At 63.4% G+C, this 22,129-nt stretch carries 20 protein-coding genes; 10 read left to right on the top strand and 10 right to left on the bottom strand.

The genetic code is table 11. The features are described from left to right. Nucleotides 1-7: 7 nt before the first annotated feature. The 5 genes from M3484_RS06280 to M3484_RS06260 form a co-directional block, all read right to left on the bottom strand. A complete protein-coding gene (locus M3484_RS06280) occupies nt 8-805 on the bottom strand; it encodes an ABC transporter permease (RefSeq protein WP_092900274.1) in 798 nt (265 codons plus the stop codon). Next, complete coding sequence (locus M3484_RS06275) at nt 802-1,749, bottom strand: ABC transporter permease (protein ID WP_249496204.1); 948 nt, start codon at nt 1,747-1,749, stop codon at nt 802-804. The genes M3484_RS06280 and M3484_RS06275 overlap by 4 nt, the downstream gene beginning before the upstream one ends. A gap of 147 nt (nt 1,750-1,896) precedes the next feature. Next, nucleotides 1,897-3,006, bottom strand: a complete 1,110-nt coding sequence (locus M3484_RS06270) for an ABC transporter substrate-binding protein (RefSeq protein WP_092900276.1) — start codon at nt 3,004-3,006, stop codon at nt 1,897-1,899. A 37-nt stretch (nt 3,007-3,043) separates the two neighbouring features. After that, nucleotides 3,044-4,141, bottom strand: coding sequence for an ABC transporter ATP-binding protein (locus M3484_RS06265; RefSeq protein ID WP_249496203.1), 1,098 nt, complete (start codon nt 4,139-4,141; stop codon nt 3,044-3,046). Nucleotides 4,142-4,296: 155 nt separating this feature from the next. After that, nucleotides 4,297-5,067 carry an SDR family oxidoreductase gene (locus M3484_RS06260; protein WP_249496202.1) on the bottom strand — a complete coding sequence of 257 codons (771 nt, stop codon included), beginning with the start codon at nt 5,065-5,067 and terminating at the stop codon, nt 4,297-4,299. Between the two features lie 146 nt (nt 5,068-5,213). Between M3484_RS06260 and hisC the strand changes: the two genes are divergently transcribed. From hisC to M3484_RS06245, 3 genes are all read left to right on the top strand, one after another. Further along, a complete protein-coding gene (gene hisC, locus M3484_RS06255) occupies nt 5,214-6,332 on the top strand; it encodes a histidinol-phosphate transaminase (protein WP_249496201.1) in 1,119 nt (372 codons plus the stop codon). Between the two features lie 348 nt (nt 6,333-6,680). Beyond that, nucleotides 6,681-7,313, top strand: coding sequence for a hypothetical protein (locus M3484_RS06250; protein ID WP_249496200.1), 633 nt, complete (start codon nt 6,681-6,683; stop codon nt 7,311-7,313). Nucleotides 7,314-7,925: 612 nt separating this feature from the next. Beyond that, nucleotides 7,926-8,315 (top strand): TadE family protein, encoded by a 390-nt coding sequence (locus M3484_RS06245; protein WP_249496199.1) that lies wholly within the window; start codon nt 7,926-7,928, stop codon nt 8,313-8,315. A 27-nt stretch (nt 8,316-8,342) separates the two neighbouring features. Here the strand turns inward: M3484_RS06245 and M3484_RS06240 are convergent, their stop codons facing one another. Beyond that, complete coding sequence (locus M3484_RS06240) at nt 8,343-9,677, bottom strand: formimidoylglutamate deiminase (protein WP_249496198.1); 1,335 nt, start codon at nt 9,675-9,677, stop codon at nt 8,343-8,345. Between the two features lie 123 nt (nt 9,678-9,800). On the opposite strand from M3484_RS06240, the gene hutI reads away from it, so the two are divergent. Genes hutI through M3484_RS06215 form a run of 5 tightly spaced genes read left to right on the top strand, consistent with a single transcriptional unit; the run spans nt 9,801 to nt 15,599 of the window. Then, nucleotides 9,801-11,000, top strand: coding sequence for an imidazolonepropionase (gene hutI, locus M3484_RS06235; RefSeq protein WP_249496197.1), 1,200 nt, complete (start codon nt 9,801-9,803; stop codon nt 10,998-11,000). Next, nucleotides 10,997-12,541 carry a histidine ammonia-lyase gene (hutH, locus tag M3484_RS06230; protein WP_249496196.1) on the top strand — a complete coding sequence of 515 codons (1,545 nt, stop codon included), beginning with the start codon at nt 10,997-10,999 and terminating at the stop codon, nt 12,539-12,541. The genes hutI and hutH overlap by 4 nt, the downstream gene beginning before the upstream one ends. Beyond that, nucleotides 12,541-13,341, top strand: a complete 801-nt coding sequence (gene hutG, locus M3484_RS06225; RefSeq protein WP_249496195.1) for an N-formylglutamate deformylase — start codon at nt 12,541-12,543, stop codon at nt 13,339-13,341. The genes hutH and hutG overlap by 1 nt, the downstream gene beginning before the upstream one ends. Before the next feature lie 12 nt (nt 13,342-13,353). Then, on the top strand, nt 13,354-15,048 hold the full coding sequence (hutU, locus tag M3484_RS06220) for a urocanate hydratase (RefSeq protein ID WP_249496194.1): 1,695 nt from the start codon (nt 13,354-13,356) through the stop codon (nt 15,046-15,048). Continuing rightward, a complete protein-coding gene (locus M3484_RS06215; RefSeq protein WP_249496193.1) occupies nt 15,045-15,599 on the top strand; it encodes a HutD/Ves family protein in 555 nt (184 codons plus the stop codon). The genes hutU and M3484_RS06215 overlap by 4 nt, the downstream gene beginning before the upstream one ends. Here the strand turns inward: M3484_RS06215 and hutC are convergent. From hutC to M3484_RS06200, 3 genes are all read right to left on the bottom strand, one after another. Further along, a complete protein-coding gene (hutC, locus tag M3484_RS06210; RefSeq protein WP_249496192.1) occupies nt 15,560-16,300 on the bottom strand; it encodes a histidine utilization transcriptional repressor HutC in 741 nt (246 codons plus the stop codon). The genes M3484_RS06215 and hutC overlap by 40 nt on opposite strands. 67 nt (nt 16,301-16,367) lie before the next feature. Beyond that, nucleotides 16,368-18,092: a D-apionate lactonase family protein gene (locus M3484_RS06205; RefSeq protein WP_249496191.1), complete on the bottom strand. Its 1,725-nt coding sequence runs from the start codon at nt 18,090-18,092 to the stop codon at nt 16,368-16,370. Then, a complete protein-coding gene (locus M3484_RS06200; RefSeq protein WP_249496190.1) occupies nt 18,092-19,123 on the bottom strand; it encodes a Gfo/Idh/MocA family protein in 1,032 nt (343 codons plus the stop codon). Before M3484_RS06200 ends, M3484_RS06205 begins: the two co-directional genes overlap by 1 nt. Nucleotides 19,124-19,298: 175 nt before the next feature. Between M3484_RS06200 and kdsA the strand changes: the two genes are divergently transcribed. Next, nucleotides 19,299-20,126, top strand: coding sequence for a 3-deoxy-8-phosphooctulonate synthase (gene kdsA / locus M3484_RS06195; RefSeq protein WP_249496189.1), 828 nt, complete (start codon nt 19,299-19,301; stop codon nt 20,124-20,126). Nucleotides 20,127-20,137: 11 nt separating this feature from the next. Beyond that, entirely contained in the window at nt 20,138-20,950 is an 813-nt protein-coding gene (locus tag M3484_RS06190) for a 3-deoxy-manno-octulosonate cytidylyltransferase (RefSeq protein WP_249496188.1), read from the top strand. Nucleotides 20,951-21,000: 50 nt separating this feature from the next. Here M3484_RS06190 and leuB read toward each other — a convergent pair whose 3' ends face one another. Next, a complete protein-coding gene (leuB, locus tag M3484_RS06185) occupies nt 21,001-22,107 on the bottom strand; it encodes a 3-isopropylmalate dehydrogenase (protein WP_092900299.1) in 1,107 nt (368 codons plus the stop codon). Nucleotides 22,108-22,129: the final 22 nt, after the last annotated feature.

Below are 22,129 nucleotides of genomic sequence, written 5' to 3'. Positions count from 1 at the left end.
CGCATAGTCATTTGGATTTAAGAAAGATTTCCAGCCCGACGAGCTTGTCGAGCAGCCAGATCGCCGCCAGCGCAATCGCGATGAACACCACCGAGACGGCGGCCAGATCAGGCGTGATGATCGAGCGGATGGAGTTGTAGATCAGCACCGGCAGGGTGACGATGCGGGCATCAGTGAGAAGTAGGCTCACGAGGAATTCGTTCATCGCGAGGATGAACATCAGAAGCCCCCCGGTGATCACGCCCGGCATCACCGAAGGCAGCGTGACATGAAGGAAGGTCTGCACCCGCCCTGCCCCGCAATTCTGCGCCGCAAGCTCAAGATCCGGGTCCAGCAGCACCGCCGAAGACGAGACCGACCAGATGATGAAGGGAAGGTTGATGACCGCACAGGCCACGCCCACCGGCCAGAGGCTGCCCAGCACATGCCATTCGCCAAAGACCAGCATCAGCCCGATCCCCGATCCGATCAGCGGCACGGTGAAGGGCAGCAACAGATAGACCTGGATCGCCGTGGTAAAGCGCAGCCGGAACCGCGACAGCGCCAGGCCCGCCAGCGTCCCGACCGGCACCGCGACCAGGGTGCAGATCCCCGCGACGATCAGCGACCGCAGAAAGGCCTGCTGCAGGTCGCGGGCCAGCGCGATCTTCTCATACCATTGCAGCGACAGCCCCTGCGGTGGGAAAGCTACCATATTGCCGGCGGTCAGGCTCGCCCCCAGCACCACCAGCGTCGGCAGCGACAGAGTGATGATGGAAAACCAGACCAGGCTCCAGACGGTGATTTTCTGGCTGAAGGACATCATTTGCGGCCTCCCATCGCGAGGGTTCCGGCCCCGAAGATCATGAACACGAGCCCCACAAGCACCGACCCCGCCGCCACCAGCATCAAAGCCAGCGCCGAACCAAGCCCCTGATCGGCGGTGCGGAAAAACTGATCATAGATCGCATTGGCGATGAAATCCTGGCCTCCGCCGCCCAGCATCGCCGGCACCGCGAAATCGGTAAGCGTCAGGGTAAACACCACCAGCCCCGCCCCGATCAGCCCCGGCTTCGCCATGGGCAGCAGCACATGCCACAGGATCCGCGGCCAGCTCGCGCCCAGTGACCCGGCGGCGGTCTCGGTCTCTTCCGGGATCGCGGTCAGCGCCGGAACCAGCAGAAGCACGGCGAAGGGCAGCATATATTGCACCAGGCCAAAGACCACCGCACCGTAATTGAACAAAAGCCGCATCGGGGCCACGCCGACCAGCGACATTGCCTCATTCACCATGCCGGAATTCCCGAGGATGATCAGCCAGCCATAGGCCCGCACCACCTGGCCGATGAAAAACGGCAAAAACAGCGTGATCAGCAGCGCCTTGCGGATCCAAGACTTTTTCACCCGGACCAGCGCATAAGCATAGGGAAACGCCAGGATCAGCGTCAGAACCGTGGTCAGCAGAGCGGCCGACAGCGATCGCCAGGCCACCGTGAGATAGGTCGATGAGGCCAGCGCCTTGCGGTAATTCTCAGTCGACCAGTCCTCCGACATCAGAAAGGTCGACGTGTCCAGCGTCCTGAGCGAGGCGTCGGCGATCTGGATCAGCCCCAGCACCAAAAGCCCGACCAGCAAAAGCGCGGGCGCGATGAACAGCCAGCCGGTATGGCGCGACAGGCGGCGCGGCCAGACCAGATCGGCAATCCGCTCCACCGCATCCATCAGGCGCCAGTGCAGCGGGTAGCGAAACTCGGGAGAGGGGTTCGGCATCGGCTCTATCCGGAAGGGTCACCCCACCCGCCGGGTGAACCGCCGGCGGGCAGGCGCGGGATGGGGGGTCCGGGGGGCTTGCCCCCCGGCCTGCACTGACGGTGCCCCCTGGCCTTCAGGCCCGGGGAGAGCCGTCAGCCCCCCTCGTTATCCCTGCATGATCTCTTTGAACTTCGAGAACCATTCGCTCTCATTCTCGACCTGCACCTTTGTCGAGATGCGGATCAGATGCGACATCTCTTCCGGCGTATCCGGGTAAGACGGATCGTCCAGCAGATCCTCCGGCGGCGTCAGCCCCGGCACAACGCCCGGCAGCCCCAGCCCGTCACACCAGACCTGTTGCGCATCCTTCGAGATGGCAAAATTGATATATTCCTTCGCCCAGTAGAGCTCGTTCTCCGGCAGGCCTTTCGGAATCCACAGCCCGTCCGTGTCGAACTTCGCGCCCTCTTCCGGCACGGTCCAGGCCAGATCGACGCCATTCTTCTTCGCTTCGCGCGCATTGGTCGAAATGGTGCAGGCGATGTCGATCTCGCCATTCTGGAACCAGGCGGTGAAGTCGGGGTCTTCGCCCAGAAGCGGCTGCTGCTGTTTCACCTGGGCGATGAAATCCCAGGCCGCCTGCATATTGCCGGGAATATCCTCGAGCTTGCCGCCGCCCGCCACCTGGGCCGGGAAATGGAAGCCGATCCCGTCATTGTAAAGCGCGATCCGCCCCTTGAATTTCGGATCCAGCAGCGCCTTCCACGAGGTCGGCGCGCCATCCGGGAACGCCCCGGGCCGGTAGGCCAGCACATAGACATAGCCATAGGTGTTCACGATCGGATATCCGTCGAGGCCCACCGGCTTTGCCAGGTCAGTCGTATTCGCAAGGTTCGCCAGGTCTGACAGATCCTCGGTCACACCGCGCAGCGCCGATTTCGTCGCATTGGTGGTGGTGTCCCAGTTGATATGGATCGGCGGCACCCGGCCCTGTGCGACAGCTGCCCAGACCTTCGGCTGGATCTCGTTATCCTCGGTCAGATCATGACGCACCTGGATGCCGGTCGCAGCGGTGAACGGGTCAGAGACGCCTTTCTTCAGCGCCTCTACCCAGGACCCACCCCAGGCCCGCACGATGATCTCGGCGGGTTTTGCCGGTGCATCCTGCGCCATCAGCCGCCGCGCCGGCAGCGATCCGATCAGCGCCGCTGCCCCTGCAGCAGCCGTTCCGCGCAAAATCGCGCGGCGATTGGGGCGATAAACAGGGTTCGACATGTCTCAGGTCTCCTTGTTGATATGGCTTGCCGCCTGTTTAGCGGTCTTTTGCGGGAAAGATCAGCAGGTCTCTTGCAGTCCAGCCGACCGAAACTGTCGCACCCCGCGCATAGGGCGCATGTTCTGCCGGATCGTGGTGAAAAACCTGTATCGTGGTCGCAAGCGCCGGCAGGGTGACAAAGTATAAAAGCCGCTCGCCTTCGAAAATCGTATCGCTGACCTGGCCTTCCAGCACGGTATCGCAACCGGAAAGCGCGTCGCCAGGTGCCGCGATCCGCACCTGTTCGGCCCGGATCGCGCCCCGCGCCTCGGCGCCCGGCGCGATATCGGCCACAGCCTGGCCTGCGCAATCGGTTCCATTCACGGTCAGACCCGTTTCTGTCCGCCGCCCGGTCAGAAAACTCGACACGCCGATGAAATGCGCCACGAACGGGTTCGCGGGGTGTCGATACATCTCGACCGGCGCGGCATGTTGCTGGATCTCGCCCTGGTCCATCACGATGATCTCATCCGAGACCACCAGCGCCTCGCGCTGATCATGGGTCACATTGATGGTGGTGACGCCCAACTCTTTCTGAATACGGCGAAATTCCAGCTGCATCTCTTCGCGCAGCTTACGGTCCAGCGCTGCCAGCGGCTCGTCCAGCAACAAAAGCTCCGGCTCGAATACCAGGGCCCGCGCAATGGCAACCCGCTGCTGCTGGCCGCCCGAAAGCTCATTGATCCGCCGTTTTGCAAAGCCACCCAGCCGCACCAGATCCAGATATTGCGCCACCCTTCCCGGGATCTCACGCGGGTTAAAGCGCCGCATCTTCAGCGGGAAGGCCACGTTTTCCTCGACACTCATATGCGGGAAAAGCGCCAGTTTCTGAAACACCATACCGACCGAGCGACGATGCGGCGCGACCGCATCCGCCGGCTTGCCGCCGATCAGGATCTCGCCACGCGTCGGCGTCTGAAAGCCCGCAATCATCCGCAAGAGTGTGGTCTTCCCCGATCCCGACGGGCCGAGAATGGTCAGGAACCGCCCGCGCGCAAGGCTGAACCCGGCCTGTTTCACCGCCAATGCGCCGGTGCCGAAATCCATATCCACATTCCGCGCCACCACGGCGTCAGACGAGCCCGTAGCGCTCATTTCTGCGTTGCTCCTGCCTGACATTTCCGTAGGTCCTCACCCATCGCATCGCGCCTTCCGCTGTCTTTCTTTCCCTTGACCGGCATAAGGTATATACCTGACAAGGGTTTCGGCCCGGATTTTACAGCATCACGCCTGTATTTCAGGCAGATGGCTCAGATCGAGGCCAGATACCCGCCGTCAATACCGATACATTGCCCGGTGATATAGGCCGAAGCGTCCGAGGCGAGGAAAATCACCGCGCCGATCAGATCGGCGCCTTCGCCAAAGCGGCGCTGCGGGATCTTGTCGAGCATCGCCCCCGCCCAGGCCTCGTTCTGGTAGAACACTTCCGTCATCTCGGTGCGGAAATAGCCCGGCGCGATGGCATTGACCCTTACGCCGCGCGCCGCCCATTCGGATGACAGTGCCCGCGTCATGCCCAAAAGCCCCGATTTCGACGATCCGTAAGGCGTGGCGGTCGGCACGCCCACATAAGAGGTCAGCGAACAAAGGTTAATGACCGCACCGCGCCCGCGCTCCAGCATGCCCTTCGCCACCGCCTGGGTGGTGAAAAATGCGCCTTTGAGATTGGTATCAACGATCTTGTCCCAAAGCGCTTCGGTGACTTCGGTCGAGGGACGGATTTCCTCGACCCCGGCATTGTTCACCAGGATGTCGATATCCCCCTGGCCTGCAAGCGCGGGTGCGATGCCACGAACCTCACGCTGATCCAAAGCAAGCGCGGTGACCGTGCCGCCGGCGTCACGGATCAGCCCGACGGTCTCCTCAAGCGCATTGACGCTGCGGGCGGAAATCACCAGATCCGCCCCCGCTTTCGCCAGACCCAATGCCATGGCCTGGCCAAGTCCCCGGCTGGCGCCAGTCACAAGGGCACGGCGGCCGGCAAGAGAGAAGAGCGCGTTGACACTGGACGCGGTATGCATGGCGGGCTTCCTTTCATTACCGGCAAGATTAACGATCCTGGCCGGAAGAGAGAACAGCAGACGGCACTCTTTACATGTATATACAAGAGACATAGCTTCGGCCTGGCTGTCAACCGCCCTCGCCCTCCGCTTTCCCCTGAGGCTCCATGACCGGATCTGCGCCCCTTCTGCGCCCCGAGCTGGCTGCGCTCAGCCCCTATAATGCCGGGCTGACCCCGGCCGCAGTCGCGTCGCGCCCCGGTGTGACCCGGGTGGCAAAGCTGGGTTCGAATGAAAATCCCGCCGGCCCGGCACCCGAGGTGATCACGGCTGTTCGTGAAGCGGCGGCCCGCATCGGGGCCTATCCCGATCCGGAGGGGCGCGATCTGATCGCCGCGCTGGCAGCGTTTCACGGGTTCGATCCAGAGTATTTTACCCTTGGAAACGGCTCTGAGGATCTGCTGGCGGTGCTGGCCCGCGCGGTTCTGCGGCCCGGGGACGAGGTGGTGACGCTGTTTCCCTCCTTCCCGCTGCATGAGGATTATGCGCTGGCCATGGGCGCGACAGTCACGCGAATCGGGCTGACCGCAGCGGGAGAGATCGACCTGCCGGCCCTGCTTGCGGCCGTGTCACGGCCGGTGCGCCTTGTGCTTTTCGCCAATCCGATGAACCCGGCCGGCCTCTGGCTTGACGCTGTCGGGCTGCGTTCGGTACTTGCGGCTGTCCATCCCGATGCGATTACATGTCTGGATGAGGCCTATCACGAATATGCCTCGTCCCCCGGTGACGGGCCGGATTATGCCAGCGGCGCGCCCTGGCTTGCCACCCATCCCGGCGCACTGGTGATCCTGCGGACCTTCTCCAAGGCCTGGGGGCTTGCGGGTTTGCGGATCGGCTATGCCATGACCAACACCGCCGAACTGAAGCGCGGCTTTGATCTTGCCCGCACGCCATTCAATACGAATCTCCTGGCGCAGATCGCGGCGCGGTCCGCGCTGGATCATCCCGACGCGATGCACCAGGCCGTCAGCCTCGCTGTGCTGGAACGTGATCGTATGGCAAAGGCGCTCCGGTCACTGGGGCTGCGGGTCCTGGCCTCGCGCGGCAATTTTCTCTTTGTCGATTGCGGGCGGCCTGCCAGTCTGGTTGCTGAGAGGCTGCTTGATCGCGGCATCATCGTGAAACCCTGGAAACAGAAGGGTTATGAGCACTGGCTTCGGGTTTCGACCGGGACGGCGGAAGACGGAGACCAGGTGCTGGCGGCACTTGGCGCGCTTCTCGCCTGACAGCCTCCGCCCGGGTACGGCCACCTGCTGATAGATGAGACAGCCGCGCTGCGTCTTCAGGGCGGCGTGGCTTAGGCCGGCCTTATCCTGGTATCCCAACTTACCCGGATCATCATAGGATTTTCTAGGCTTAACAAAGTGTTGATCAAAGCAGGCTTCCCTTCTGCCGCGCGCTCGAAGTAGCGCGCTTCGTCCTTTTCCGGCGAGGCACAGCCGGCTGAAGAGACCTTAAGCCAAACATCTTTCACAAAAGTTGACGCGTTTCTTGCCGGACCGGACCGCCAATACCCCTGGCGACGTTGACATTCTGTAAAGCTGTGCCGCGCAGAATGGGGCTGCCCGAGGTGCATGAAAGCGATTCCGATGCTGCCTTTCTTTTCAGGAAATCTGCCGGTCGATCGCCTGATGGTGCCGGCCGCCTTTGTCGCGAGTTCTCATGAGGTCGAATCCGACAGGCTGAGCCCCAATGTTTCGGTCGCAAAACTCATAAAGCCTGAGAAACCCGGATCGGCGGTTTTCCTGTCAGACCCTTTGATTGCCGTACCCGACCTGCAGGAAATGCGCTGTCTTTATATAGCCGGGTGCAAAGTCGGATCCGCTTCCACATCTGATGGCGCGGGGGGCGTTGTCGTAATTCTGTCTGGCGATAATTCCACCATCGTGAACCTGCGCGAAGCCATGACCGGTGCTCAGCTCAACCTTCAGACCCGGATCGAAGAGGTTACTCGCAACAACAGCGAGGATCGCGGCAACAGCCTGAGCGCCAACAGCAGCGACACGCGTCAATCGATCCGGAGCTTTCCCCGGCTGAAAGCGCTTTCCGTGATCGGGGCCCGGTTCCTCTCATCACGGTTGGCGCGGGGCGAGACGCATAGGGGCAGCGGGTTAGAACAGGCGGTGGCCTGCAGGCTGCTCCGTACAATCACGCCCGGTGAAAAGAGCAGCTTACACAGCCGCTGCGGCGGCATCATTCTGCAGTAAGGTGGGGTGGGTCATGCGCAAACCGCTGGGGCTCGCCGATGCAATGCTGGCCGCATATGCCAAGACACCACTTGCGCACATATCGGATCGCCGGGAGGGCAGGGCCGCCGGAGCAATGCTTTCCTGCCACGTCGCACGGGGCAGCCACCTAATCGAAGACGCCAATCGCAGCAGGCTCCGCTATTTCCCTGCCACTCCCGGGTTGCGCCGTGAGGACATACATGTTGTCGAGATGCCAACCGCCCGCGGAACTGCAACCGCGGGACACCGGCAAGAAATGCGGGCTCTGCCCGCGTCCGCTCCCGCGCGCCTGAGCATATTCGTTGAAATGGGTTTGCCGGGCGCAGGGGCAATTTCGGATCAGGGCATCATCGCGGTCATCCGGGTGCTCAGAACAGCATCCACCTGCAGGGCCCGCGCGACGGAGACGGGCCGTGCAAATGCCCTGAGCTTCGCCCGAAGGGCTGCAGGGCCCGAGGATACAATATGTCCAACCAGGCGCAGCCAATTCGGTTATGGACCGCATAAGACATTGATCGATATTGCAATTTCTGGGGACCTGCTATGACCGGTCGCCCGTTGCAGAGATTTTTCCTCTGCTCAGACGCTGCGGTGACGACGGAATTCGTGATCATCTTCCCGCTCGTGCTGGCGCTGATTTTCCTTATCGTCTTTATCAGCATGTATATTTCTGCAGCCAGCGATCTGCAGCAGGTCGTGCACGAACTTGCCCGCTATTCCTACCGCTATGCGGGCCGGCCCGAAGCGAACCAGCTCTGCGCGACCCTTGAACGCGACGCCGTCCCAATTCTCGTCAATGCCAGCCTGCTTCTGCATCCCGAGAATTTCACGCTTATCTCGTGCAGCCCGCCTCAGGGTCCGGACAGGATTATTGTCATCGCAGCCAGCTATGATTTCGCGGGCAGTTTCGTGCAATCCGTTGGCCGGACATTGGGGCTGAGCATCGGAACGATCAGCCGGCAGTCGCTGTTCATCCCGTGACCCGCTTCACAGCAGCCTGTGCCAAGGTCAGGCCAGGACCGCGCGCAGCGCTGATGCATATGCCGCTGCAACGGGGCCGCGCAAAATATGTTCCCCGCCCTGCACAACATGAACACCAAACGCCCAGACATCAGCGACCCTCAGGTCTCGACCAAAGATCCAGCGATCCATGATCTGCTCGGTGGCAAAACCCGGCCCCAGCGGATCGGTCAGGGCCACAAGATCCGCATCTGCGCCCGGCGCGATCTGCGGCTCCGCAGCCGACAGCGCCTGCGCCCCTCCCTTTACTGCCGCTGCAAAAAGGGCAGCGCCAACTGAGCCGCCAGCGGTCATAACATTGCGTGCCCGCGAGGCCAGTCTTTGCGAGTATTCCAGCTGTTTCAGTTCCCCCGCGACGGTGATCTCGACATTGCTGTCAGTGCCGATCCCCCAGGCGCCCCCCGAAGTCAGATAGTCCGATCCCGGAAAGATCCCATCGCCCAGATTGGCCTCGGTCAGCGGGCAAAGGCCAACAACCGCACCCGAAGCCGCGATCGCCCTGGTCTCGGCGCTGGTCAGATGTGTCGCATGAATAAGACACCAGGAGGGATCAACCGGCGCCTGATCCAGCAGATATTCCACCGGGCGCGCGCCGCAAAAGCCAAGGCAATCCTCAACTTCCTTCACCTGTTCGGCGATATGGATATGGAAGGGGCGATCCGGGAAATCTGCCGCCAGCTGCCGGATTTCAGCCATGCTCGCCGCGCGCAGGCTATGCGGCGCGATGCCCACCCGATCCTGTTCCCGTCTCAGAGTCTCACATTGTTCAACCAGCCGCGCGAAAGCGTCATAGCTGTGCAGAAAGCGCCTTTGCCCCTCGCCCGCCGGAGTCGGGCCAAAGCCACCATGCGCGTAGAAGACCGGCAGATGGGTCAGCGCGATGCCGGTATCCCGTACTGCCGCGAAGATCCGGCCCGACATCTCGGCAGGGTCGGAATAGGGGCGGCCGTCCGGCGCATGATGCAGGTAATGGAACTCTCCCAGCCGGGTGTAGCCCGCCTCGAGCATCTCGACAAAGGCCATGGCCGCGATGGCCTGCATCTGATCCGGGGTCAGGCTGAGGGCGAAACGGTACATCATCTCGCGCCAGGTCCAGAAACTGTCCGGACCGGCGCCACGACGTTCCGTTAACCCCGAAAACCCGCGCTGAAACGCATGGCTGTGGAGGTTGGGCATGCCGGGCACCAGAATCCTGGCACAGTGATCGCCTGGCTGCGCCGCCACCTGACTTTCAACCGATGCGATCCGCCCCGCCGCCGTCGTCAGCCGGACATTCTCGGCCCAGCCGCCCGGCAGCAAAGCCTGTTTTGCATGGATCGCCATTCACCCCTCCTGCCCGGTCCGAGAAACCGCTTCCCTTTTCATCTTATTATGTATATACCTGAAAGAGATCCAGGGGAAGAGAAAAGCCCATAGCGGCCCCTTCCTTTGCACAGGGAGACACAGATGGACGCCACGCTCTACACCAATGCGCGGATCGTCACCTGCGACGGCGAGGTTGCGCGCGACCCTGAACCCGGCGCGCTTGAGCTGGAAGTGACCGGCACCCGCATCACCGCGCTTGGCCGGGCGCTGTCGCGTGACGGGCGGCGGATCATCGATTGTGGCGGGCGGCTGATGACGCCGGCACCGATTGACTGCCACACGCATCTGGTCTTCGGCGGCGACCGCGCCAATGAATTCGAGATGCGGCTCGACGGGGTTCCTTATGAGGAGATCGCGCGTCAGGGCGGCGGGATCAAAGCCTCGATGGCGGCCACCCGCGCCATGTCCGTCAATGCGCTGATCACGGCAAGCCTGCCGCGCCTAGATCATCTGCTGGCCGAGGGGGTCTCAACAGTCGAGATCAAATCCGGCTATGGCCTGTCGGTCGAGGCAGAGCTGAACATGCTGCGTGCCGCGCGGCGGCTGGCGCAGATCCGGCCGGTGCGGATCAGAACGACCTGGCTCGCCGCACATGCCCTTCCGCCGGAATATGCCGGTCGCGCCGATGCCTATATCGATGAGGTCGCGATTGCCGGGCTTAAGGCCGCCCGGGCGGAGGGCCTGGTCGATGCCCTTGACGCCTTTTGCGAGGGGATTGCCTTCAGTCAGGCCGAGTTAGAGCCGCTTTTTGATGCGGCCCGCGCCCTCGGCCTGCCGGTTAAGATACATTCGGAACAGCTGAGCCATCAGGGCGGCACCGCCTTTGCCGCGCGCTACAATGCCCTTTCCGCCGACCATCTGGAACATGCGACAGCGGAAGATGCGCGCCTTATGGCGGCTTCGGGCATGGTGGCCACCTTGCTGCCGGGTGCCTATTACATGTTGCGCGAAACGGTGATGCCGCCGGTCCGGGCCTTTCGCGATCATGGCGTGCCGATGGCGCTTTCGACCGATTGCAATCCGGGCACTTCGCCGCTGACCTCGATCCTGATGGTGATGAATATGGGCGCGACGCTGTTTCGCCTCACCGTCGCCGAATGCCTGATGGCGGTGACCGCCAATGCCGCAAGCGCGCTTGGTCTGAGCGCCGAGACCGGACGCCTCAGACCCGGGCTTTCTGCCGATCTGGCGCTTTGGGATGTCACGCGCCCCGCGCAGCTGGTGGCGCGGATCGGCTTCAATCCGCTTCACGCCCGCATCTTCCAGGGAGACCTGCAATGACCGAGACCCTCATCCCCCAAAGCCTGATTCCGGGCGAGGTGCCGCTCTCCCTCCTGCGGCGGATCTGGTGGGAGGGGATCACCCCCCGCCTCGATCCGGTCGCAGATGCCGGCATCAGACGCGCGGCGGCGCGGATCGCCGAAGTCGCTGCCGGCAATGAGGCGGTCTATGGCGTCAATACCGGCTTTGGCAAACTGGCCTCGATCCGCATCGAGGCGCGCGATGTCGCCACCCTGCAAAGAAACCTGATCCTGTCGCATTGCTGTGGGGTGGGCGCGCCTCTGACCGAGCCCGTGGTGCGGCTGATCATGACGCTGAAACTGATGTCACTTGGGCGCGGCGCGTCGGGTACGCGCCCCGAGGTCGTGGCGCTTTTGGGCGCTATGCTGGCTGAAAACGTAATCCCGGTGATCCCAGAAAAGGGTTCGGTCGGGGCCTCGGGCGATCTGGCGCCGCTGGCGCATATGGCTGCGGTTATGATCGGCGAGGGTGAAGCATTTTACCGGGGTGAGCGCCTTTCGGGCACCGAGGCCCTCGCACGTGCCGGGCTGAAACCGGTCACGCTTGCCGCGAAAGAGGGGCTCGCACTGATCAACGGCACGCAGGTGTCGACCGCGCTCGCGCTGGCGGGGCTCTTCCGGGCCGAGCGCGCGCTGCGGGCCGCGATCATCACCGGCGCCCTGTCGACCGATGCAGCAATGGGATCGACCGCGCCATTTGCCGCAGAAATCCACACCCTGCGCGGCCATCAGGGCCAGATCGATGTCGCCCGCGCGCTGCGCGAATTGCTTGAGGGCAGTCAGATCCGCAACAGCCATGTCGAGGGGGATGAACGGGTCCAGGACCCCTATTGCATCCGCTGTCACCCCCAGGTCGCGGGTGCCGCACTTGACGTACTGCGCCAGGCGGCGCGGACGCTTGAGATCGAGGCCAATGCCGCCACCGACAACCCGCTGATCCTCTCGGATGGCCAGGTGGTCTCAGGCGGCAATTTCCATGCCGAACCGGTGGCCTTTGCCGCCGATATGATCGCGCTGACTGTGGCCGAGATCGGTGCAATCGCGCAGCGCCGCGTTGCGCTGCTGGTCGATCCAGCGCTGTCATACGGGCTGCCTGGCTTTCTGACACCGAAGCCGGGACTGAATTCCGGCATGATGATCGCCGAAGTCACAACCGCCGCTTTGATGAGCGAAAACAAACAGATGGCACATCCGGCAAGCGTCGATTCCACACCGACCTCCGCCAATCAGGAGGATCACGTCTCGATGGCCTGCCACGGCGCGCGCAGGTTGCTCGCCATGACGCAGAACCTGTTCTGGATCATCGGCACCGAAGCGATGATCGCAGCCCAGGGCGTGCATCTGCGCGGGCCGCTGAAATCCTCGCCCCGGCTTGAAGCCGCAATCGAAGCCATCCGGGCGCGCATTCCGGTGCTTGAAACCGACCGTTTCATGGGAACCGATATGGAGGCGGCGGGCGAGCTGATCGCCAGCGGCGCGCTCGACCTCGCCGGGGCCGGCCTCTTGCCGGAGGTGGGCTGATGGACCCGTTCACCCTCCGAAAGGGCAACAGTCCGATCATTCTTGGCTTTCCCCATGCCGGGTTTTCCTGCCCGCATGAGGTTGGTCAGCGCCTGAATGACGAGGGTCGGCTCAGCCGCGATACCGACTGGCATATTCAGCATCTCTATTCTGATCTGATCCCGGGCCTGACCACGATCACCGGCAATCATTCGCGCTATGTGATCGATCTGAACCGTGATCCGCATGGCAACAGCCTCTATCCCGGCCAGACCACAACCGGGCTTATCCCCGAGACCACCTTTGACAACACCCCGATCTGGCGCGAAGGGGCCGGTCCGACCGCCACCGACACCGGCCATTGGCTGGAAACCGTGCATCGCCCCTATCACGCAGCACTTCAGGCTGAAATCGATCGGGTGAAGGCGCTGCATGGCGTGGCGATCGTCTATGACTGCCACTCGATCCGCTCGCAAATCCCCTGGCTTTTCGACGGCGTTCTGCCTGATCTGAATATCGGAACAGATGGCGGCGTGACCTGTGCGCCGGAACTCGAGGCGGCGGTGGTCGATATCGCCCGGGCCTCGGGCCATTCCTGGGTGCTGAACGGGCGCTTTCGCGGCGGCTGGACCACGCGCCATTATGGCGAGCCCGCGTCAGGTGTTCACGCGATCCAGATGGAACTGGCGCAAAGCAGCTATCTCGCGACCGAAACGCCCCCCTTCGCAACGGATCCACAGAAAGCCGCCCATTTGCGTCTCACCCTGGCACAAATACTCAAAAAACTTGCCGAACTCGCGCCCGCTTTGGCCAATCGCTGAGAGGTTCCCGCCATGACCATGACCCGCCATAACACCCGCGACATCTACCCGCCGACCGGGCCGGAGATCAGCTGCAAGACCTGGGGCGCCGAAGCCGCGCTCAGAATGCTGATGAATAACCTGCATCCGGATGTGGCCGAGAACCCGCATGAGCTGGTGGTTTATGGCGGCATCGGTCGGGCCGCCCGCAGCTGGGAGGATTTCGACCTGATCGTCGAGGCGCTGCGCGATCTGGAAGCGGATGAGACTCTGCTGGTGCAGTCGGGCAAGCCGGTTTCCATCGTCCACACCCATACGGACGCGCCGCGCGTGCTGATCGCGAATTCCAACCTCGTCCCCCGCTGGGCCACCTGGGAACATTTCAACGAGCTCGATCGCAAGGGCCTGATGATGTATGGCCAGATGACGGCCGGATCCTGGATCTATATCGGCGCGCAGGGCATCGTTCAGGGCACCTACGAGACCTTCGCCGAAATGGGGCGTCAGCATTACAACGGCGATCTGACTGGCAAATGGGTGCTGACCGGCGGGCTTGGCGGTATGGGCGGCGCACAGCCGCTGGCGGCGGTTTTCGCAGGCGCGTCGTGCCTTGCGGTCGAGGTCGATGAGACGCGGATCGATTTCCGCATCCGCACGAAATATGTCGATGCGAAAGCGCGCACGCTGGATGAGGCGCTGGCCCTGATCGCGGATTGGACCGCAAAGGGCGAGGCGAAATCGGTGGGCCTTCTGGGCAATGCCGCCGAGATCTTCCCCGAACTGCTGCGCCGCCAGCTGGCCGGTGAGGCGCTGCCGAATGGCGGCCCCGATATCGTGACCGACCAGACTTCGGCCCATGATCCCGTGCATGGCTATTGCCCCGCCGGCTGGAGCGTTGGCGAATGGCGCGCGCGGCAGGAAAGCGATCCGGCTGGCGTCGAGCGCGCCGCGCGGGCCTCGATGCGGGCGCATGTCGAGGCGATGACCGGTTTCCATGATGCCGGTGTGCCCACGGTCGATTACGGCAATAATATCAGACAGATGGCCAAAGAAGAAGGGTTCGGGCGCGCCTTCGCCTTTCCCGGTTTCGTGCCCGCCTGTATCCGGCCTTTGTTCTGCGAAGGCATCGGCCCCTTCCGCTGGGCGGCGCTTTCGGGCGACCCTGAGGATATCGCCAAAACCGATGCGGCGATGAAGCGGCTCTTCCCGGATAACCGACACCTGCATCGCTGGCTGGATATGGCATCCGAGCGGATCGCGTTTCAGGGCCTTCCCGCCCGGATCTGCTGGATTGGCCTTGGCGACCGGCATCGCGCCGGGCTGATGTTCAACGAAATGGTGGCTGGCGGAGAGCTGAAGGCGCCCATTGTGATCGGGCGCGATCATCTGGACAGCGGCTCGGTCGCCAGCCCGAACCGCGAGACAGAGGGCATGATCGACGGGTCGGACGCCGTCTCGGACTGGCCGCTGCTGAACGCGCTGACCAATACCGCTTCGGGCGCAACCTGGGTGTCGATCCATCACGGCGGTGGCGTGGGAATGGGGTTCAGCCAGCATGCGGGCGTGGTTATCGTCGCAGATGGCACGCCCGAGGCCGCGAAACGGCTGGAGCGCGTGTTGTGGAATGACCCGGCCTCAGGCGTGATGCGCCATGCCGATGCGGGGTATGAGCTGGCGAAAGACTGCGCCCGCCTGCATGGTCTGCGCCTGCCGGGCATATTGAAGTGAGGGGCATCTACCCGGCCGAAGGCCGAAGCTTCCGGCCCTGGAAGAATGGCGGCGGGCAAACGGCAGAGATCGCCATTTCGCCCCTTTCTGCCGGGTCAGAGACGTTTATCTGGCGGGTCTCTACCGCCTGGGTGGCGTCTGACGGGCCGTTTTCCGAGTTTCCCGGCATTGACCGCGTGCTCACGGTGATCGAGGGCGGGCCAATGGTGCTGTCCAGCCCGCAAGGCGACCACCGGCTTGACGAGACCAGCCCGCCCTTTGCGTTTTCAGGCGAGACCCCGGTCTCGGCGCGGCTGATCGGGCCGGCGCTGCTGGATTTCAACGTCATGTGCCGTCGCCCCTTGCAGGCTGAGGTCAGCAAGGGCGCGCTGCCGGTGGACCATGACTTCGACCTTGCGCTGTTGCTCGCGCCGGCGGGCGGGTTGCAGCGGCTGGACCTTGTGGATTTCACGCAGCGGCCAGATCTGATCAGCACGCTGGCCGGAACCCTGGCCATAGCGGTCCGCTTTACTCAGCCCGGGCGGGAATCGTCAGCGCGCGGTTCGAACTGAGCCATCAGCTGGTGGCGTTCTCCCGGATAGCTTTGCCGCACCAGCGTCACCCATTGGCCGGAAAGCTCCGTCCGCCGCGTCAGTTCCAGACAGGCCTCGCCAGCAGGCAGGCGCAGATCGCGCGCCAGCGCTTCGGACGCATTGACCGCCCGGATCCGGTTCTCCGCCGAAGTCCAGGGAATTTCCAGCCGCAGCCAGTGCCCCGGCGCCTCATGGCTGAAATCCTGGTCCAGTGCAGCCGGGGCGGCTGCGGGGTTGATGATCCGTTCTTCCAGACAAAAGGGCAGATCGCCCGCGAAATGCAGCCCGCGCAACGCCAGAACCGGCGCCGCAGCGTCAGAGATCCGCGCTTCACGCATCTCGCCTTCCACCGCCGGGCGCAGCGCCCGTGACATCAGCTGGAACCGCCAGGCCAGGCCAAGCGCCCTTACTTCGGCCTCGATATCGGTGATCTCCATCACCGCCGATTGCGCGCGTGGCTGTGCAACAAAGGTGCCCAGCTTGCGCCGCCGCACCAGATAGCCCTCGCGGGTCAGCTGCGTCAGCACCTTGTTCATCGTCATCCGCGACACGCCATGCGCCTCGGCCAGATCGGTTTCGAAGGGCAGTTGAAAACCCGGTGGCCATTCCTGGCTGACGATGAAGCCATGAAATTTCGTCAGCAGCGTCTCATGCAGACTGCGTGCTTTCTCTGGCTTCATCGGGGGACCGTCCATTGGGCGCATGACCCTTCTTAGGCAGAGACGGCGCGCGCGTCCATGGTGCGGCTTATGACGGCGTCACCACCCAGCCAAAGGGCGGCAGATCACCGGTCTGAACAGCGGTCAGGTTGGCGCGGAAAAGCCGGTCACCAAGCCGGAGCCTCGCTTCTCCATCCTGGATCTGCGCCGCCATGACCTGCTGCCCGGCGCTGGCCGCCAGTTCACGCAGCAATGCCGCAACCGGCCAGGCCCCATCGCCCAGGCCACGCGGGCCGAACAGCGCAGCAGGCGTCCAGACAGCAGGCGCGAAAGGCGCCAGAGCCGTCGCCATACCCAGCGTCCAGGCAGCGCCAAAGGCCGCGCGGTGGCGGGGGTCGTCATCGGTCATCGCCACGCGGCCGCCCTTTGGGTTCGGGATGGTCCGCGAACCGTAAGGGTTCTGCCGCATCGCGATGGTCGACGGGCCGATCCGGTATTCCGCCACCCCGATGATCGCACGGGCCGAGCGCGCGATATGCGGCACCGCTTCCAGCGTCTCCATCACCGCGAGATCGTCGGAGGCGTGAATGATCGGGCAAAAGCCGTGGCTGACAAAATCGAGCCCGGCAGGCGGGCGTTTGCGGTTCAGTTCGGGGAAGAAGCTCGCCATGCCACCGCCGCGTTTGATGCCAGGGAAGGCGCGTGCGGCCGCGGCATGGATCTGGTCCAGTGGCGGGCAATCGGGCCAGGCAGAACCCGGCGGCGTCGATTGCCGGTCAACCGAAGGGCAGACGAACACCGAGGCCACAGCCAGGCCCGATGCACCAAGATCCCTGGCATGCGCGGTGAGTTCCGGCACGGGATCGCCCCGGAAACGGCAGATCAGTTCCAGATCATAGATCGCCGCGGGGTAAGCAACCTGCAAAGCGGCAAAAGCGGCGAGCTGACTTGAGACCGGCTCGGTGAGCGTCGCATCGACATGGGCAAGTATGCGCTGCGGCGCAACCAGTGCCAGCATCTGAGCGGCCTCCGGGTTACGCGCCTCGTCCGGGGTCACGACCAGTGCAAGATCGGGGAAGACGGTGCCCGCCGGGATCGCGACCGGTGCTGCTTTGGCGGCAATGCCCGCACCGCTCCAACTAAGCGTGACCGACTGGCGCAGCGTATCGGCGCCGGTCAACTGATAGGGCCAGGGCAGGGTCAGCGGGCGGTTATAGGTCTTGTAAGAGGCATCGCCCCATTGGCGCTGATCCTCCATCTCGAACGTATCGCCCTCAAACGCGCAGCTGATCGTCAGCCCATGCGCTTCATGTTCCAGATGGACGATATCCTTAAAGGGCTGCCATGGCTCGATCAGATCAGGGAAGCGGCTGCGGTCCACCGACCCGTCGCTATGGGTCACGCGGGCCGGCGCTCCGGCAACCCCGGTGATCGGATGCAGCAAGGTAAAACCGGTTCGATTCGTCTCGAATATGCCTGAAATTCGCGATTCAGCGGCAAAGGTGAGGCTGGTCGTGCCAATGGTCAGCAAAAGGCTCACATGCTGTTCCGCGCCGTTCGACCGGAAGACCATCGGGAAGCGGAGCAGCAGGTCGTCCCCCCTGGTCGTACGCCCGACCGCGCCGATTTCCGGGCGCACGGTGCCCCAGTCGCGGTCGCGCACCAGAAAGGCGATCTGACGGATAATCTCGATACCACCCACGCAGATATGGCGAAGGGCGCCATCCTGAAACCCGAGGCTGACATCACCATGGCGGATGATTTCCGCCTCGGCCACCGGTTCGGCCGTGCCATAAAGCTCAACTGCGCCCATCAGAGCGCCCCCGGATCGACCGAGCGGCCTTCAGCGGCGGAAAGGTAAGCGGCCTCGACCAGGGCAAAGGTTTCAAGATTGTCAGTGCCCGAGGTTTCCGGCTGGCGTCCCTCCCGCAGGCAATCCACGAAATGCTGTTGGATGATCTGAACACTTTCCTGGATATTGTGCCAGGGACGTTCCGCCCAGGGCAGAAGCGGCGGGCTGACATCCCGGGTCTGCGATCCGCCATCACGCTGGATTACCAGCTTGTATCCGGCATCAAGACGCAGGCTGCCTTCGGTCCCGTCAATCTCGATCAGGCTTTCGGGGAAGGTCTCGGGGAGGCGTTTGGTCGCGTAGGAACAATCCACCACCGAGGTCACGCCCGATTTGTGCAAAAGCTGCATCGTGGCGACGTCCTCGCCTTTGATCTTCGGATTGACCCGCCGCGTGGTCGCCGCGATCCGCGCCACATCGCCGAACAAAGCCCGCGCGATGTCGAGGATATGGATCCCGAGATCCTCGATGATGAAGCGTTCGCCCTCGGCCAGGTAAGGCTGGCCTGAGAACACATCATAACCCGAGCGGAAGGATACGCGGCCAAAGAACGGCTCGCCGATCTCACCCGCGCGCAGCGCGTCGATCACCTGACGCACGGCGGATTGCCAGCGGAAATTCTCGTGTATCATCAGGGTCTTGCCGGTTTCTACCACGGCGGCAACCATGGCTTTCGCATCCTCCAGGGTGGGCGCAAACGGCTTCTGGCAGATCACATGCACACCGGCAGTCGCAGCCATTTCAACCAGTGCCCGATGTGAGCCCACCGTCGTCGCGATATCGGCCACATCGAAACCGCCATCGGCAAACAGCTCTGCCGCGTCCCTGTAACGGCGCGCGATCCCGAATTCGTCGCCCGCAGCCGCGAGCCGCGCCGGGTCGCGGTCACAGATCGCGACGACCTCTGCCCCTTCGATCCCCGCCCAGGCAAACAACTGGTTCCGGGCAAAGAAACCGGCGCCGATCAGCGCAATCTTCAGGGTCTGAGTCATGCCGGGGTCCTCCTGCGACAGAACTGGTATAATGAGGTAATGTGTATTTGTCACGCAACAAGCGGCGGCCCGCTCTGTACCTGCGCGGCCTCGGTCTGTCTGGCCCGGACTGTCTGGCAGAGAGACCCGATTTCATGCCATAACCATGCCATATCGCAGCGCCGGAGAAACACAGATGAGCCAGAACATTGTCACCATCGGCGATATTGCCTTCGGCGGAAAGAACCCGATCGCGCTGATCTGCGGCCCCTGCCAGCTGGAAAGCCATGACCATGCGCGGATGATGGCCGAAAGGATCCTTGAGGCCTGCGCGCCCACCGGCACGAAATTCATCTTCAAGGCCAGCTATGACAAGGCGAACCGGTCTTCGCTGGGCGGCAAGCGCGGCCTCGGGATGGAGAAGGGGCTCGAGATCCTCGGCCTGATCCGCGACGAATTCCGCGTCCCGGTGCTGACCGATGTGCATGAGCCGGGCCATTGCGCGCCTGCGGCAGAGGTTTGCGATGTGCTGCAGATCCCGGCTTTTCTCAGTCGTCAGACCGATCTTTTGCTGGCGGCGGGCGCGACGGGCAAAGCTGTGAATATCAAAAAGGGCCAGTTCCTTGCGCCCTGGGATATGGACAATGTCGCGGCCAAGGTCGCCTCGACCGGCAACCGCAATATCATGCTCTGCGAGCGCGGGACGTCCTTTGGCTATAATACGCTGGTCACCGATTTCCGGGGCCTGCCGCGTATGGCCGAAACCGGCTGGCCGGTGATTTTCGACGCCACCCATTCGGTGCAGCAGCCGGGCGGGCAGGGGAATTCCTCGGGCGGGCAGCGCGAATATGTGCCGGTTCTGGCGCGGGCGGCCTGTGCGGTCGGCGTCTCGGGCCTCTTTATCGAGACCCATCAGGACCCCGACAATGCGCCCTCGGACGGGCCGAATATGGTGCCGGTCGATCAGCTGAAAGACCTGATCGGTACCTTGCGCTGCTTTGACGCATTGGCCAAGGGCCTGTGAGGTAAACCGCGATGGATACGGTCATCATCATCCCGGCCCGCTACGCTTCGACCCGCTATCCGGCCAAGCCGCTGGCCATGCTGAAAGGCGCGAGCGGGGCAGGGCGCAGCCTGCTGGAACGCTCCGTCATAGCCGGGCGCCGCGCCGTCGAAGAGGCCGGCGGCGGCATCGGGCTTTATGTCGCAACCGATGACAGCCGCATCGCCGACGAGGCGCGGCGGATCGGGGCCGAGGTGATCATGACCTCGGAAACCGCGCGCAACGGCACCGAGCGTGTGGCAGAAGCGGTAAAGAACGCCGGGCTCTCACCGCAGATTGTGGTGAATTTACAAGGCGATGCGCCACTGACGCCGCCGTCTTTCGTCACCGCGCTGATCCGGCATATGCGCGATAACCCTGCCACCGGCATCGCCACACCGATCCTGCGCTGTGACGAAGACGCCGTGCGAAACTTCATCGCCGACCGCGCGGCCGGGCGCGTGGGCGCCACGACCGTGGTCGCGAACCGGCTGGGTCAGGCGCTTTATTTTTCGAAAGAGGTGATCCCGTTCACCAATGGCAAAGGCGTGGTCGACGGCCAGGTGCCGGTCTTCCACCATGTCGGGCTTTACGCCTATCGCCCCGCCGCGCTGGCCGCCTATGGTCAATGGGAGCCAGGCCCGCTCGAGACGCTGGAAGGGCTGGAGCAGCTTCGTTTTCTGGAGAACGGCCATCCGGTCGATGTGGTCGAGGTCTCGGCCCCCGGTGCGAAATTCTGGGAGCTGAACAACCCTTCTGACGTGCCGCTGATCGAGGGCTATCTGAAGCAGATGGGCTGGGACTAAAGGCCCGAAGCAATTGTCCCCGGAGCCAATGGCTCCGGGGACAAAGCAGGTCAGACCGAGGCAGCAAGCGCCGCGATGATCGCGTCACCCATAGCGGCGGTGCCGATGGGCGAGCCGCCCTCCGGGCCAAGAAGGTCTGCGGTGCGCAGCCCGTCGGCGAGTACCTTTTCAACGGCTTTCTCGACGCGGGTGGCCTCGTCGCCAAGATCAAAGCTGTAGCGCAGCGCCATGGCGAAGCTGAGGATACAGGCGATGGGGTTCGCCTTGCCCTGGCCAGCAATATCGGGGGCCGAGCCATGCACCGGCTCATACATCGCTTTCGGGCGGCCATTGGCCATCGGCGCGCCAAGGCTGGCCGAGGGCAGCATGCCGAGCGAACCAGTCAGCATCGCGGCCAGATCCGACAGAAGATCGCCGAACAGGTTGTCGGTCACGATGACGTCGAACTGTTTCGGCCAGCGGGTCAGCTGCATCGCGCCGGCATCGGCATACATATGGCTGAGTTCGACATCCTGGTAATCGCGCTGATGCACCTCGGTGACAACGTCGCGCCAAAGAATGCCCGATTCCATCACATTGGCCTTCTCCATCGAGCAGACCTTGTTGCCCCGGCGCCGCGCGAGTTCAAAAGCCGATTTCGCGACCCGGGCGATTTCGCTCTCGGTATAGCGCTGCGTGTTGATGCCGACGCGCTCATTGCCCTCTTTGAAGATCCCGCGCGGCTCGCCGAAATAGACGCCCGAGGTCAGCTCGCGCACGATCATGATGTCGAGACCGGCAACCACATCGCGCTTCAGCGACGAGAAATCGGCCAGTGCGTCAAAGCACTGCGCCGGGCGCAGGTTGGAAAACAGGTCCATTTCCTTGCGCAGCCGCAGCAGGCCACGCTCGGGCTTTACGCTGAAATCGAGCTTGTCATATTTCGGACCGCCCACCGCGCCGAGCAGAACCGCGTCAACCTCCTGCGCCTTTGCCATGGTCGCGTCGGTCAGCGGCGTGCCATGCGCGTCATAAGCGCAGCCGCCCACCAGATCCTCGGAGACATCGAAATGGATGCCGCGGGCGGTGCCCATCCAGGAGATGACTTTTTTCACCTCATCCATGACTTCGGGGCCGATGCCGTCACCGGCAAGGATCAGGAGGGAGGGGTTGGCCATCGGGGCGCTCCGTTTGAATGGG

Origin of the sequence: Pseudomonas sp. GX19020 (genome assembly GCF_023371075.1) — a bacterium.
GTDB lineage: Bacteria > Pseudomonadota > Alphaproteobacteria > Rhodobacterales > Rhodobacteraceae > Pseudogemmobacter.
This window is presented reverse-complemented; position numbering and strand designations above follow the sequence as displayed.

Bases quoted from the DNA above. Each gene is read 5' to 3' on its own strand.
- hutC (WP_249496192.1), bottom strand. From the start codon at position 16,300: ATGAAGCCAGAGAAAGCACGCAGTCTGCATGAGACGCTGCTGACGAAA.
- leuB (WP_092900299.1), bottom strand. From the start codon at position 22,107: ATGGCCAACCCCTCCCTCCTGATCCTTGCCGGTGACGGCATCGGCCCC.
- M3484_RS06200 (WP_249496190.1), bottom strand. From the start codon at position 19,123: ATGACTCAGACCCTGAAGATTGCGCTGATCGGCGCCGGTTTCTTTGCC.
- hutG (WP_249496195.1), top strand. From the start codon at position 12,541: ATGGACCCGTTCACCCTCCGAAAGGGCAACAGTCCGATCATTCTTGGC.
- M3484_RS06270 (WP_092900276.1), bottom strand. From the start codon at position 3,006: ATGTCGAACCCTGTTTATCGCCCCAATCGCCGCGCGATTTTGCGCGGA.
- M3484_RS06265 (WP_249496203.1), bottom strand. From the start codon at position 4,141: ATGAGCGCTACGGGCTCGTCTGACGCCGTGGTGGCGCGGAATGTGGAT.
- hutI (WP_249496197.1), top strand. From the start codon at position 9,801: ATGGACGCCACGCTCTACACCAATGCGCGGATCGTCACCTGCGACGGC.
- hutU (WP_249496194.1), top strand. From the start codon at position 13,354: ATGACCATGACCCGCCATAACACCCGCGACATCTACCCGCCGACCGGG.
- M3484_RS06190 (WP_249496188.1), top strand. From the start codon at position 20,138: ATGGATACGGTCATCATCATCCCGGCCCGCTACGCTTCGACCCGCTAT.
- M3484_RS06205 (WP_249496191.1), bottom strand. From the start codon at position 18,092: ATGGGCGCAGTTGAGCTTTATGGCACGGCCGAACCGGTGGCCGAGGCG.
- hutH (WP_249496196.1), top strand. From the start codon at position 10,997: ATGACCGAGACCCTCATCCCCCAAAGCCTGATTCCGGGCGAGGTGCCG.
- M3484_RS06250 (WP_249496200.1), top strand. From the start codon at position 6,681: ATGAAAGCGATTCCGATGCTGCCTTTCTTTTCAGGAAATCTGCCGGTC.
- M3484_RS06240 (WP_249496198.1), bottom strand. From the start codon at position 9,677: ATGGCGATCCATGCAAAACAGGCTTTGCTGCCGGGCGGCTGGGCCGAG.
- kdsA (WP_249496189.1), top strand. From the start codon at position 19,299: ATGAGCCAGAACATTGTCACCATCGGCGATATTGCCTTCGGCGGAAAG.
- M3484_RS06275 (WP_249496204.1), bottom strand. From the start codon at position 1,749: ATGCCGAACCCCTCTCCCGAGTTTCGCTACCCGCTGCACTGGCGCCTG.
- hisC (WP_249496201.1), top strand. From the start codon at position 5,214: ATGACCGGATCTGCGCCCCTTCTGCGCCCCGAGCTGGCTGCGCTCAGC.
- M3484_RS06280 (WP_092900274.1), bottom strand. From the start codon at position 805: ATGATGTCCTTCAGCCAGAAAATCACCGTCTGGAGCCTGGTCTGGTTT.
- M3484_RS06260 (WP_249496202.1), bottom strand. From the start codon at position 5,067: ATGCATACCGCGTCCAGTGTCAACGCGCTCTTCTCTCTTGCCGGCCGC.